Source organism: Myxococcus faecalis (assembly GCF_050039385.1).
Taxonomy (GTDB): Bacteria; Myxococcota; Myxococcia; order Myxococcales; family Myxococcaceae; genus Myxococcus; species Myxococcus fulvus.
The window spans coordinates 5,150,225-5,163,081 of the sequence record NZ_CP144336.1; the positions used below are offsets into that span (position 1 = coordinate 5,150,225).

8 protein-coding genes are annotated in these 12,857 nt (G+C 71.3%); 4 read left to right on the forward strand and 4 right to left on the reverse strand.

The genetic code is table 11. The features are described from left to right. Window positions 1-54 precede the first annotated feature (54 nt). Complete coding sequence (locus VZQ01_RS20660; RefSeq protein ID WP_426748758.1) at window positions 55-945, forward strand: LysR family transcriptional regulator; 891 nt, start codon at window positions 55-57, stop codon at window positions 943-945. A gap of 24 nt (window positions 946-969) precedes the next feature. On the opposite strand, the gene VZQ01_RS20665 is transcribed toward VZQ01_RS20660, so the two are convergent. Continuing rightward, entirely contained in the window at window positions 970-1,956 is a 987-nt protein-coding gene (locus tag VZQ01_RS20665) for a dioxygenase family protein (RefSeq protein ID WP_426748759.1), read from the reverse strand. Window positions 1,957-2,077: 121 nt separating this feature from the next. Between VZQ01_RS20665 and VZQ01_RS20670 the strand changes: the two genes are divergently transcribed. The 3 genes from VZQ01_RS20670 (at window position 2,078) to VZQ01_RS20680 (ending at window position 8,073) form a co-directional block, all read left to right on the forward strand. Further along, on the forward strand, window positions 2,078-2,899 hold the full coding sequence (locus VZQ01_RS20670; protein WP_141327381.1) for an SDR family oxidoreductase: 822 nt from the start codon (window positions 2,078-2,080) through the stop codon (window positions 2,897-2,899). Between the two features lie 250 nt (window positions 2,900-3,149). Beyond that, a complete protein-coding gene (locus VZQ01_RS20675) occupies window positions 3,150-6,884 on the forward strand; it encodes an ATP-binding protein (RefSeq protein WP_426748760.1) in 3,735 nt (1,244 codons plus the stop codon). Between the two features lie 97 nt (window positions 6,885-6,981). Next, a complete protein-coding gene (locus tag VZQ01_RS20680; protein ID WP_223750820.1) occupies window positions 6,982-8,073 on the forward strand; it encodes an isopenicillin N synthase family oxygenase in 1,092 nt (363 codons plus the stop codon). A gap of 30 nt (window positions 8,074-8,103) precedes the next feature. Here VZQ01_RS20680 and VZQ01_RS20685 read toward each other — a convergent pair whose 3' ends face one another. The 3 genes from VZQ01_RS20685 to VZQ01_RS20695 all read right to left on the reverse strand — a co-directional run bounded on the left by VZQ01_RS20685 (window position 8,104) and on the right by VZQ01_RS20695 (window position 12,717). After that, window positions 8,104-9,291 carry a hypothetical protein gene (locus VZQ01_RS20685; protein ID WP_426748761.1) on the reverse strand — a complete coding sequence of 396 codons (1,188 nt, stop codon included), beginning with the start codon at window positions 9,289-9,291 and terminating at the stop codon, window positions 8,104-8,106. 1 nt (window position 9,292) lies between these two features. After that, on the reverse strand, window positions 9,293-11,851 hold the full coding sequence (locus tag VZQ01_RS20690) for a TonB-dependent receptor domain-containing protein (protein WP_426748762.1): 2,559 nt from the start codon (window positions 11,849-11,851) through the stop codon (window positions 9,293-9,295). A 509-nt stretch (window positions 11,852-12,360) separates the two neighbouring features. After that, window positions 12,361-12,717 (reverse strand): hypothetical protein, encoded by a 357-nt coding sequence (locus tag VZQ01_RS20695; RefSeq protein ID WP_267698761.1) that lies wholly within the window; start codon window positions 12,715-12,717, stop codon window positions 12,361-12,363. Window positions 12,718-12,857 lie beyond the last annotated feature (140 nt).

A 12,857-nucleotide genomic window follows, 5' to 3' on the forward strand; every position in this document is an offset into this window, starting at 1 on the left:
TAGCGATGCGCTCCTGCATGGAAAATGGCGATTCTGGTATGAAGCCATGCATTCATGGATATCTCCTGGGAGGACGCGCGGCTGTTCCTGGCCATCGCGGAGACGGGCAGCTTCAGCGCGGCGGCGAAGCGGCTGCGCGTGGGTCAGCCCACGGTGAGCCGGAGGCTGGCGGCGCTGGAGTACGCGGTGGGCGCCAAGCTGTTCCGGCGCGGCGTGGAGGGCGCGGCGCTGACGGCGGCGGGTGAGCGGCTGGTGATGCCGGCGCGGAAGATGGCGGAGTGGGCCGGGGAGCTGCAGCGCGCGGCGGAGTCGAGCGACTCGTCACCCAGGGGCCTGGTGCGCGTGACGGCGAGCCCCTTCCTCAGCTTCGACTTCCTGGCGCCCTTCGCGAGCCACGTGGCGGGCAAGCACCCGGGGCTGCGGCTGGAGGTGCAGTCCACCATCCAGTACGCGGACCTGGGACGCGGCGAGGCGGACCTGGCGCTGCGCACCCAGTGCACGCGCAACGCGGACCTCACGTGCCTGTTCACGCTGGAGGTGCACAACGCGGTGCTCGTCTCGCGCGCGCTCAAGGAGAAGCTGCCCAGGCGCCCCACGCTCCAGCAATTGCCGTGGGTGGCGTGGGCGCCGCCGTACGAGGCCGTGCCGCCCAATCCGCAACTGGAGTCCATCATCCCGAACTTCTCGCCCGCCTTCACCTCGGACAACTACCTGGTGCTGCTGTCGGCGGTGGAGGCGGGCGTGGGCGCCACGGTGTGCGGGCACGTCCCGCACCGGTTCAGCACGCGGCGCGAGCGCAACCTGGTGGAGCTGGACATCGACCTGGGGCCCTACGCGAAGAGCGAGCTGCATCTCATCTGCGCGAAGTCGGCGCTGGACATCCCCCGGGTGCGCCGCGTGTCGGAGCTGCTGGTGCAGGAGCTGGAGCGCGCGCGGAGGCGCTGACGCCTCGCGCGCTCGTCGAGGTGGTTACGGGGTGCCGCCGTCCAGGCCCGGTGGAGGTCCCATGCCGCCATCCCAGCCCGGGGGCGGACCCATGCCGCCGTCGCCGCCGGGAGGCGGCCCGCCTCCGCCGCCACCGTTGCCTCCGGGAATCTGGCACTGCGCGGTGTCGAGCGAGGAGCGGATGATGAGCGTCTTCCACGCGAGCAGGGCGCCGTCGTCCTGGCGCGCGGTCTGGAAGAGGTAGTCGTTCACGGACTCGGCGGACACCACGTTGTCGTTGGCGTTGGTCGTGTCGCGGGGGCCGCGCGTGTCGTAGAGCGGCTGGTGGTTGATGATGTCGTCGTTGAGCGCGTCGTCGAAGAAGAGCTGTGACGTCACGTACTCCGCCTCGCCGAGGCGCACGGTGAAGTGGATGTGGACGGTGCGGCTGCTGTACCAACCGGGGAAGCAGGTGTCGAAGTCGCAGCGGCCGTCCGCGTCCGTGACCTGCACGCCGCGGAACCAGCGGGCGCTGGTGGCGGACGGGTCATCGGAGGTGCAGAAGGTGCTGGCGTCCTCGCCGGAGTAGAGCCCTTCCGGGGCGGCGTGCCAGATGTCGACGGAGGCGCCCTGGATGGGGCGGCACTGGTCGTCGAGGATGCGGAAGGCGAGCCGCACGGGCAGGCCGTCGTGGCCCTCGCTGATGTCCTTGCGGACCAGGGTCTGTGCGTAGCAGGGGCCCAGGGTGGCCGCGCAGGTGAGGGCGCAGGGGGTGCCTGACTCGTCGGTGAAGGGGTCGGCGTAGGTGCCCGACATGGCGGCGGTGCCGCCGGTGGCCCAGGCGGTGGCGCCGGTGCCTCCGTCCGGGGTGGAGCCCGAGTCGGCGTCGCCTCCGGAGGAGGGTGAGTCCTCGGGGCCGCAGGCGAGCACCTGCACCAGCGGTATCGCCGCCAGCGTCAGGCCCATGCCGCGCAGCACCTTGCGGCGGCCCATGATGGCCGAGGTGAGGGTCTTGGTGTCCTGGTTGCTCATCGCGAGTCCTCTTTGGGGGTCGATGGGTCCGGCCCGAACAGCCCGTGTCCTCGGGCTCGAGAATCGCTATACCCAGGGAGTTCTTAAGCAGACCTTACGTGCCACCCACGGAGACGCGCGCATGACGACACTCAAGGGGAAGACGCTGTTCATCACCGGGGCCAGCCGGGGCATCGGCAAGGCGATTGCGCTGCGTGCGGCTCGGGACGGGGCGAACATCATCATCGCCGCGAAGACGACGGAGCCGCACCCCAAGCTGCCGGGCACCATCTTCACGGCGGCGGAGGAGATCGAGAAGGCGGGCGGTCGGGCGCTCCCCATCGCGGTGGACATCCGTGAGGAGGACCAGGTCGTGGCCGCGGTGGCGAAGGCGGTGGAGACGTTCGGCGGCATCGACGTGCTGGTGAACAACGCGAGCGCCATCCACCTGACGGGCACGGTGGACACGCCGATGAAGCGCTATGACCTGATGCACAGCATCAACACGCGTGGGACGTTCGTGTGCTCGAAGGCGTGCATCCCGCATCTGAAGCGCTCGAGCAATCCGCACATCCTGAACAACTCGCCGCCGTTGAACATGGAGGCGCGGTGGTTCGCGCCGCACGTGGCGTACACGATGGCGAAGTTCGGCATGAGCATGTGCGTGCTGGGCATGGCGGAGGAGCTGCGTGACGACGGCATCGCGGTCAACGCCCTCTGGCCGCGCACGGTCATCGCGACGGCGGCGGTGCAGAACCTGTTGGGCGGCGAGGACACCATCAAGGGCAGCCGCACGCCGGACATCATGGCGGACGCCGCGTACGCCATCCTCACCAAGCCCAGCCGCAGCTTCACGGGCAACTTCTGCATCGACGAGGACGTCCTGCGCGCCGACGGCGTGACGAACTTCGACAAGTATCAGTCCGTGCCCGGCGAGGACCTGTTCCCCGACTACTTCATCTGAGGCCGGGACGCGGAATCCAGGCTCGCCGAGAACACCACGCCGGCGAGCCCGTTCGCCTGGAGGGAAGACGACTTACCTGCGAAGTGTTGGGGAGCAGAGCATTCCAGCGTCACTGATTGCACGCTTGTGGACGTGACACTAGAAGCGCAGGCCACTTCCATTTTTCCTCCGAGCACTGATGTCCGAGCAGGACTCCCCCCCGAAGCGCGCCGCGGCATTCCTGGAAGGCCACCTTGGCGGAGGTGGCGAGATGGCGGACCTGGTCCGCTCCAAGGACTGGTCCCAGACCCCGCTGGGCCCTCTCGAGGGCTGGCCCACCAGCCTGCGCACCATGGTCGGCGTCGTGCTGGGCAACCGCTTCCCCATGCTCCTGTGGTGGGGCCCTCAGCTCCTTCAAATCTACAACGACGGCTACCGCCCCGTGCTGGGCATGAAACACCCCGCCTCGCTCGGCGCCCCGGCGTCCGTCATCTGGCAGGAGATCTGGGACGTCATCGGCCCCATGGCGGAGGGCGTGCGCCAGGGCGGCCCCGCCACCTGGAGCGAGCACCTCCAGCTCTTCATCAACAGCCGCGGCTTCGTCGAGGAGACGTTCCACACCTTCTCGTATAGCCCCGTCTACGACGAGGGCGGCGGCGTCGGCGGTGTGCTCGTCACCGTCCAGGAGACCACCGAGCAGGTCCAGGACAACCGCCAGCTCAAGCTGCTCGGCGAGCTGGCCACCAGCTCCGCCTCCGCGAAGACGGCCGAGGAGGCCTGCCAGACGGCCGCGCGCATCTTCTCCGCCTACGGCGAGGACCTGCCCTTCACCCTCCTGTACCTGCTCGACGACGACGCCACCCAGGTGCGCTGCGTGGGCTCCAGCGGGCTGGATGGCTACTCGGGCCCCGCGAAGCCGGAGTCCTGTCCCTTCCCTCCGATGCCCGACGCGCCCCAGACCTGGCCCTTCGCGCAGGCCGCGCACACCGGCCGCGAGGTGCTCGTGGAGGAGCTGGGCGCGCGCTTCGGTGTGCTGCCCCGTGGCCCTCGCGGGGTGGTGCTCTCGCGGGCCGTGGTGCTGCCGCTGGCGCGCTCGGGGCAGTCGCACCCGTATGGGTTCCTCGTCGCCGGCGTCAGTCCCACCCGCTTGCTGGACGAGCGCTACCTGGCCCTCTTCCGGCTGGTCGCGGACCCGGTGGTGACGGCCATCGCCAACGCGCGCGCATACGAAGAGGAGCGCCAGCGCGCCGAGGCCCTGGCCGCCATCGACCGCGCCAAGACGGCCTTCTTCAACAACGTCAGCCACGAGTTCCGCACCCCGCTGACGCTGATGCTCGGCCCCACCGAGGACGCGCTGGCGTCGTCGGCGCGCGCGCTGTCCGGCGAGGGACTGGAGACCGTCCACCGCAACGCGCAGCGCCTCTTGAAGCTGGTCAACTCGCTGCTCGACTTCTCCCGCCTGGAGGCCGGCCGCATCCAGGCCCGCTACGAGCCGGTGGACCTGGCCGCCCTCACCGCGGGCCTGGCCAGCGCGTTCCACTCCGCGCTGGAGCGCGCGGGGCTGGGCTTCGACATCGACTGCGCCCCGCTGCCCGAGGCCATCCACGTCGACCAGGACATGTGGGAGAAGATTGTCCTCAACCTGCTCTCCAACGCGCTGAAGTTCACCTTCGAGGGCCGCATCGCCATCTCCCAGCGGTGGGTGGACGGCCAGGTCCAGCTCCAGGTCTCCGACACGGGCATCGGCATCCCGGAGCAGGAGCTGCCGCGCATCTTCGACCGCTTCCACCGCGTGCAGGGCGCCCGCGCGCGCACGCACGAGGGCTCCGGCATCGGCCTGGCGCTGGTGCACGAGCTGGTCCGGCTGCACGGCGGCTCGCTGTCGGTGGCGAGCACCGAGGGCCAGGGCACCACCTTCACCCTGCGCATCCCCGCGGGCACCGCCCATCTGCCCCAGGAGCACCTGGGCGCTCGCGACACGCGGGCCTCCACCGCCCTGGGCGCCGCGCCCTTCGTGAACGAGGCGCTGCGCTGGCTGCCGGGGGGCCTGGAGGTGGAGTCGCTCGAGGTGGGCACCGAGGTGCCTCCGGAGGACAAGCGCCCCGGCTCCGCGCGCATCCTGCTGGCCGACGACAACGCGGACATGCGCGAGTACCTGAGGTCCCTCCTGTCCCGTTACTGGGAGGTGGAGACGGTGGCGGATGGTCTCGCGGCGCTCGAGTCCGCGCGCGCGCGTCCTCCCGACCTGGTGCTCACGGACGTGATGATGCCGGGGCTGGATGGCTTCGGGCTCCTGCGCGAGCTGCACGCCGATGAGCGCACGCGCCACGTGCCCGTCACCATCCTCTCCGCGCGCGCGGGCGAGGAGGCCCGCATCGAGGGACTGCGCGCCGGCGCCGACGACTACCTGGTGAAGCCCTTCTCCGCGCGCGAGCTGATGGCGCGCGTGGAGACGCAGCTGACCAAGGCGCGCCTGCAGGCCATCCAGGAGGCGCACGGGAGGATGCTCACGCGCGTCTTCCAGTTCGCCCCCGTGGGCATCGCCATCCTGCGCGGCCCCCAGCACGTCTACGAGTTCGTCAACGCGGGCTACCTGCGGCTCATCGCCAACCGGTCCGTGGTGGGCGTGCCCATCGCCCAGGCGCTCCCCGAGCTGGCCGGCCAGGGCATCTTCGAGCTGCTCGACAACGCCTACCGCACCGGCGAGCCGTACATCGGGCGCTCCCTGCGGGCGACCATCATCTCCGGCGAGGGCGGGCCTCCGCAGGAGCGGTTCTTCGACCTGGTCTACCAGCCCATGCTGGATGACGCCGGTCAGGTGGACTCCATCGTGGTGGTGGCCTTCGACGTGACGGACCTGTCCAACGCCCGGCGCGAGGCGGAGTCCGCCAGCCGCGCGAAGGACGAGTTCCTGGCGATGCTCGGCCACGAGTTGAGAAACCCGCTGGCCCCCATCCTCACCGCGCTCCAACTGCTCCGGCTGCGCGGCGGCGAGGCCGTGGAGCGCGAGCGCACCGTCATCGAGCGGCAGGTGCACCACCTGGTGCGGCTGGTGGATGACCTGCTCGACGTGTCCCGCGTCACGCGGGGCAAGGTCGTGCTGCGGCGCGAGCGCGTGGAGCTGGCGGAGGTGGTGGCGAAGTCCATCGAGCTGGCCAGTCCCTTGTTGGAGCAGCGCGGCCATCACCTGACGGTGGAGGTGGCGCGCCAGGGCCTGCCATTGGACGCGGACGCGACGCGGCTGGCGCAGGTGTTCTCCAACCTGCTCACGAACGCGGCGAAGTACACCGAGCCCGGGGGACGCATCACCGTCCAGGGCGCGCGCGAGGGGGACGCGCTGGTGGTGCGGGTGCGCGACAACGGCACGGGCATCAGCGCGGAGATGCTGCCGCGCATCTTCGACCTCTTCTTCCAGGAGCGTCAGGAGCTGGACCGCTCGCAGGGCGGCCTGGGCCTGGGGCTCGCCATCGCCCGGAGCCTGGCGGCCCAGCACGGCGGCACCCTCCACGCGGACAGCGAGGGGCGGGGCCAGGGCAGCACCTTCACGGTGCGGCTGCCCGCGCTCGAGGCGGGAGTGGAGGCCTCGGCGACGGTGGCCACGGATGAGGCGGCCTCGCCGCGGGAGGTGGTCCCGATGCCTCACCGGGTGCTGATTGTCGACGACAACCGCGACGCGGCGGACGTGCTGGCCGAGGCCCTGGACATGCTGGGCTGCGAGACGCGCGTCACCTACGACGGCCCCAGCGCGCTCCAGGTGGCGCCCACGTTCCGCCCGGAGCTGGCGCTGCTCGACATCGGCCTGCCCGTGATGGACGGCTACGAGCTGGCGAAGCACCTGCGCACCCAGCGGCCCGACGGCGGGCTCCAACTGGTGGCGGTGACGGGCTACGGCCAGGAGTCGGACCGGTTGCGCTCAAAGGAAGCGGGCTTCGACGCGCACCTGGTGAAGCCCATCGACTTCAACACCCTGGGCTCGCTGCTCAAGCGCCTGGGGCCCGTCTCCTGACGGACGGGGAATCCACGGCATGGCGGCTGCGCTATGCTGTGGGCCTCCGGATGGCTTTGGGGGGTGGGGCCCGGGGAGAACAGACGAGGCGTTCGGGATGAGCAGCGACGTGGCGGCAGCGAAGGACGCGGTGGTGGTACTCGATTACGCGAAGCTGGTGGAGGGCGCGGACCTGTCCGCGGACATCGCCCGCGCGTATGGCCCGGATGGCATCGGCCTGCTCATCGTCCGGGGGATTCCGGGGCTGGTGGAGCTGCGCCAGGGCCTGTTGCCGCTGGGCTTCCGCTTCGCCGCGCTCCCCAACGAGGTGAAGGACCGCTACGTCCACGAGCGCAGCAGCTACTCGTTCGGCTGGAGCCACGGCAAGGAGGTCCTCAAGCCCGGCCAGTTCGACGAGTTCAAGGGCTCCTACTACAACAATCCCCAGTACGACGCGCCCGCGGTGGCGCCGGCGCTGGTGGAGAAGTACCCGGAGAACTACCTGCCCAACGTGTGGCCGGACGCGGACTTCCCCGCGCTGCGCCCCGCCTTCCAGTCGCTGGGACGGAAGATGGTGGACGTGGGGCTGTTGGTGGCCGCGCAGTGCGACCGCTACGTGAAGGCGAAGCTGGGCGAGCGGCTGTCCCCGGACGCGAGCCTTACGCGCACCATCCGCGAGTCGCGCGCGTGCAAGGCGCGGCTGCTCTACTACTTCGCCATCAACGAGGACGCGACGCCGCGCACGCGCGACTCGTGGTGCGGCTGGCACAGCGACCACGGCTCGCTGACGGCGCTGTGCCCCGCCATGTACTTCGACGCGGAGCCCGGCGCCCCGGAGCCCACGCGCCAGGACATCCCGGTGCCGGACCCGGACGCGGGCCTCTATGTGCGCACGCGCTCCGGCGAGGAGCGCAAGGTCGTCATCCCCAAGGACTGTCTGGCGTTCCAGATTGGCGAGAGCGCGCAAATCGTGACGGGGGGACTGCTGCGCTCCACGCCGCACGCGGTGCAGGCGCTGGCCCACCCGGCGAGCCGCAACATCTCCCGCTCCACGTTCGCCGTCTTCATGCAGCCCGACAACGAGGAGCACCTGCGGCCGCCCGAGGGCACGGACCCCGCCGAGGTCCGCGTGGGCGCCTTCCAGCCGGGGATGACCTTCGGCGACTTCGCGCGCGCCACCTTCGCGCGGTTCTACAACCCCTACGCGTGAGCCCCGCTCGCGCGGGGTGTCGCTTCGGCTTCAGAAGACGGACACCTCGCGCAGCTGGGTGAAGTAGCCGCGGGACGGCGTGGGCAGCCCCGGGACGGTGCCGAGCGAGTACACCCGCACCTTGTCCACGAGCGGCGCGCCCCCGGCCAGGGGGATGTCCACGTCCCGCTCGAACGAGAACTGCGTGTTGACGTCATCCGTGTAGGGCGCGTCTCCCAGCTCCGGCGCCGGGGCGCTCTGGCCCAGCGCCACCCAGGCTCCGCCCTCCAGCGAGCCCTCCACGTGGAAGACCTCCTGGGGGCGCGTGCCGGTGTGGCCCCGAATCAGCACCCGTCGCGGGCGGGTGGGCTCGCGCAGCCGGAAGACGAGCTCATCCTCCAGTGAGCCGAAGCGCGAGATGGGCACCCGCTTCGATTCGAGCTTCCCGTCGGTGAAGGGGCACGGGTCCACCACGGCGTCCGTCTCACAGGGCTGTCCCCGGCTGACGGGGACGACGCCGGTGAAGGGCAGCGGCACCGGGGGCGCCTCGTGCACGTCCGTGTATTCGAGCGAGCTCTGGATCCACGAGCGCTGTCCCCGCGCGCGGGCCTGCACGTACGCGAAGGGCGGCGCGAAGTCCTCCAGCATCTCCGGTCCCAGGAAGGCCTCACCGGAGCGCGTGTCCTGGGTCCACACCACGCCCCACTCACCGCGGGCCTGCACCGCGTAGAGATGCGGGGGGATGTCCGCCAGCGCCGGCACGTCCACCCACGACAGCCTCACGCCTCCACCGTCTGGATGGGATTGGACGCGGCTGTCCCAACGGCGCAGCGGGGGCACGTCCACGTCCAGCATGAAGTGGAGGGCGAGGAAGTCCCGCGCGCCGTCCACGGGGGGCAGGTGGAGCTGGAAGGATTTGACGTCGGCCCAGGGGGAGGGGCGCTCCAGCAGGTCCGCGCCGGTGTCTCGCGCGGACAGCTCGTGCAGGAACAGGCCATCCGCGTCCGGCGTCACCTGGGCCCACGGCTCGTAGGCCAGCGTGGGTTGGCCGGTGGGAGGCTCGCCCGGGAGCGGCCTGGGGCTCGGGAGCTTGCGCGGGCGCATCAGCGTGAGCGGGCCGCCGCGCCAGGGCGTGCCGTCGGTCTCCAGCACGGTGCCGGAGAGGAAGACGGGGGTCTCCGGCTCCAGCGCGCAGCCGGAGGCGAGGAGGACGAGGGGCAGGGCGTGACGCAGGTGCATGTCAGAAGGTCCCCTTGGCGCCGAGCGTGGGCAGAATCACCGGGATGCCGAAGTCCTTGCGCTTCAGGCGCACGGGCTGGCCGTCCTCACCCTCGTAGCCGTAGTCCCGCGTGAGCACCTCGCTGCGCGCGGTGACGTTGAAGACATCCAGGTACACGTCGAGCAGGAACGAATCGAAGACGAGGGTGCGCGAGGCGCGGAAGTCGAGCCGGAAGAACGAGGGCAGCCGGTCCACCGCGCCCCGGCCCACGGGCTTCCACTCGGGCTCGCCGTCCGCGCCCACGCCCTCGCGCATGGTGCGGTAGCCGAACTGGCCCGTCTCCGGACGGCCGGTGTTGAAGTGCGCCACCGCGCCCAGGGTGACGAAGTCGAAGCGGTAGCTGAGCGCGGCGTTGATGGAGTGCGCCTGCTCGAAGGTGTAGGGCAGATAGCCCTCGGCCATGCCGAGCTCCTCGCCATTCGGGCCCACCTTCGCGTAGCGCTCGAAGCGCTTGCTCTGGTTGAAGCCATACGTGAGCCAGCCGAACCAGCGGCGACCCAGGGGACGACGCACCATCAGCTCCAGGCCGTAGCTGTGGCCGTGGCGCTCCACGTCCTCGGCCTCGAGGCCCCGGCGGCGCAGGTTGCTCAGCACGTCCTCGAAGTTGAACTCCAGCGTGCGCAGGAGCGGGTTGAAGTAGCCCTCGGCCGTCACCTCCCAGCCGTTGAGGGGGCGCCACTCCGCGCCGAGCGAGAACTGCGCCGCGCGCTGGAGGCCGCGTTCGAGCGCGAGCATCTCGCCCGCGGGCACCGGCAGCAGCACGGTGGCGGGCTGGTGATACAGGCCCGCGCCGGCCTTCAGCGTGAGGCTCTCCGTGAGCGCGTGCCGCACGGCGAGCCGGGGCTCCAGCGCCAGCCGCGTCCGGTCTCCGAAGCCGTGGTAGCTGTCGAGCCGCAGGCCCGGCACCAGCACCCAGCGCGCGGAGGGCGCGTACGTCAGCTGCGTGCCCACGCCCGCGAAGGTGCCCAGGATACCGGGGCGCGAGTACGCGTCCTTCCCGTCGAAGGGGCCCACGGGGCGGAACCGGCCGATGGCCAGCATGCTCGCCTCGCGGCGCTCCGCGTGGCTGAAGAGCTCCAGCTTCAGGTCCGCCGAGAGCTCCCGCGTGTAGCCCGCGCGCAGGGCCACGCTGCCCTGCGACAGTTCGTAGGAGCCCGGCTGACGGATGCCCTTGCTGTAGGCGAGGCCGAGCCGGTCATATCCGAGCGTCAGGCCCACCTCGGCCTCGCCTCCCGCGAGGGGGTGACGGCCCCGCAGGTCCAGGCGATGGAACAACAGGCCGACGCCGCCCGAGTCGCCCGTCTCCGGCTCGCGCGCGGTGAGGCCCACCGCGTCCGACGTGCCCAGCGCGAGGAGGCGGAGCTGCCCTTGGCCCACGCGCTGCTCCACGCGGGCCTGATAGTCCCAGTAGTCCGCGTAGACCTTGGGCTCGCCGGCGTCGCGGTACACGGTGCCGTCGCTGGCGGTGTACGAGGAGGGCGCGTTGACGGCGTTGACGATGCGGGTGATGACCAGGCCCGTGTAGCTGACGCGCGCGGCGGCGGCGACGGTGGTGCCCGTCTCGGAAATGGGCACCTCCAGGAAGGCGCCGGCCTGGATGAGGTCCGCGTACGCGCTGCCGTGGAGGCCCTCTTCGCGAGGCCGGCTCACGTGCGCGTCCACCGCGCCGCCCAGCAGGCTGCCGTAGCGCGCGGATGGGACACCGACCTGGAAGTCGAGGGACTCGACGAGGTCCGGGTACACCACCGCGTTGCCGAGCATGAGGTGGTAGAGGAAGGGCACGCGCACGCCGTCGACGAAGAAGGCGCTGGCGGCGGGCTGCACGCCGCGGACGACGGGATAGGAGAGCCCGGAGGCGAGCGTCGTCACGCCGGGCATCAGCATCACCACGCGGAACGGGTCGCCCATGGTGCCGGGGACCTCGCGCAGCTCCTGCTCGTGCAGCGTGACGCGGGAGACCTCGGTGCGCGGCCGGTCCGCACGCACCACCGTCTCGTAGGGGTTCACCGCGAGGGGCTCCAGCGTGTAGAGCACCTCCAGCCGCTGTCGGGCCTCGACCGTCTCGGTGAGGTACAGCAGGCGGTGGCCCGGCGAGGTGACTTTCAGCGCGTGCTCGCCGGGGGGGAGCTCCAGTCGGAACAGGCCCTGGGCGTCGGCTTCGACCGTCGCCGTGTGGGTGCGGATGATGGCGCCGGCGAGCGGCTTGCGGCTGCCCTTCGCGCGCACGCGGCCGGTGAGCACCGCGCGGGTGTCCTCCACGGGAGGGGGCTCGAAGCGGTAGGCGAAGGGGACGCGAACGGCGACGGGCTGGCCCTGCGAGGTGGCGGGGTGGAAGCGCAGGCGGGGCGCGGCGTGCAGCGCGGCGCGGGCGAGCGCAACCGGCGGCTCACCAACGACGCGGGCCTCGACGACCTCGCCGGCCTCGTCGAGGGTCAGCTCCAGCTCCACGGAGACAGGCGCGTCCAGGACCTGGCCCTCGGGCAAGCGCGCGGGGGCGTCCTGGGCGAGGGTGGGAGCCACGAGGGCCGAGGGCTCGTCGGCAGACGAGGCCCGTGCCGGGAGGGCACCCAGGAGCAGCAGGAAGAGGATGCCGAGGCGTGTCATCGCGGGGGAGGGGAGACAATCCTTCCATACGCGGGCACTTCGGGATTCAGGTCGTTGCCGGGTGTGAGGAGGTTCCGATTCACCCACCACGGCGCCGTGTCGGTGCGCCGCCCGAGCGCGATGCTGGGCCCGGGGGACAGCAGTGCCGTCGCTTCCCCGGGCAAGGAGCCGTTGTCTCCGGGGAGGGAGCCCCTGCCGGAAAGACGACGGTCGTCGGAGTCTCATCGCCCACCTGGGACGGCGACTCACGGCTCCGGTCCGCAAGAAGAGAGGTCGAGCCCGCGCATGAGGTTCGCAGGGCGCGAGGCGCTGCACGACGGCGGACCTCCGTGCTGGACCTCGACGCGGAGCTGCGTCGCGATGGCGCGGGACGCGGAGACGACACCGCCCCGGAGCGCGGCTCACGGGGCGGTGAGGCGTTCGAGTCAGACGTTCGAGGCGCTGAGTCGTCGGGCGCACCAGGCATCCACGGCGGTGGCGCCGAGGACGAAGGCGACGGCGCCCGCGACGTTCTCCTTGCGAGGGCTGTGCTTCACCGCCGGGCCGAGGCTCGCGAGGTCCAGCAGGTCTCCTCCCACGCGTGCCCAGACCCACGGCGTGGGATTGGCGCGGGTCAGGATGCCGACGCCCGCCGCGATTTCGCGCAGGCCATAGGCGCGCAGCAGTCCGGTGCCTCGTCGTACGCCGAGGAAGCGGGCCAGCGCGCCGGGCGCCACCAGCTCACTCAAACCCAGTCCGATGCTCACCCATCCGAGCACCCTCGCCACTTTCCTTGCGTTCACGATGAATCCTCCCGAGGGCATGGCCGGCATGGCCGCGCCCGACGTGTGCGGAAAGGATGGGGGCGATGCTCGCGCGGTGACGCCAGGGGCTGCTCGCCTGCGTGCCGGGGTGGACGGCTTGCGGGCCCGGTGCATGGCGC

Bases quoted from the DNA above. Each gene is read 5' to 3' on its own strand.
- VZQ01_RS20660 (WP_426748758.1), top strand. From the start codon at position 55: ATGGATATCTCCTGGGAGGACGCGCGGCTGTTCCTGGCCATCGCGGAG.
- VZQ01_RS20665 (WP_426748759.1), bottom strand. From the start codon at position 1,956: ATGAGCAACCAGGACACCAAGACCCTCACCTCGGCCATCATGGGCCGC.
- VZQ01_RS20670 (WP_141327381.1), top strand. From the start codon at position 2,078: ATGACGACACTCAAGGGGAAGACGCTGTTCATCACCGGGGCCAGCCGG.
- VZQ01_RS20675 (WP_426748760.1), top strand. From the start codon at position 3,150: ATGGCGGACCTGGTCCGCTCCAAGGACTGGTCCCAGACCCCGCTGGGC.
- VZQ01_RS20680 (WP_223750820.1), top strand. From the start codon at position 6,982: ATGAGCAGCGACGTGGCGGCAGCGAAGGACGCGGTGGTGGTACTCGAT.
- VZQ01_RS20685 (WP_426748761.1), bottom strand. From the start codon at position 9,291: ATGCACCTGCGTCACGCCCTGCCCCTCGTCCTCCTCGCCTCCGGCTGC.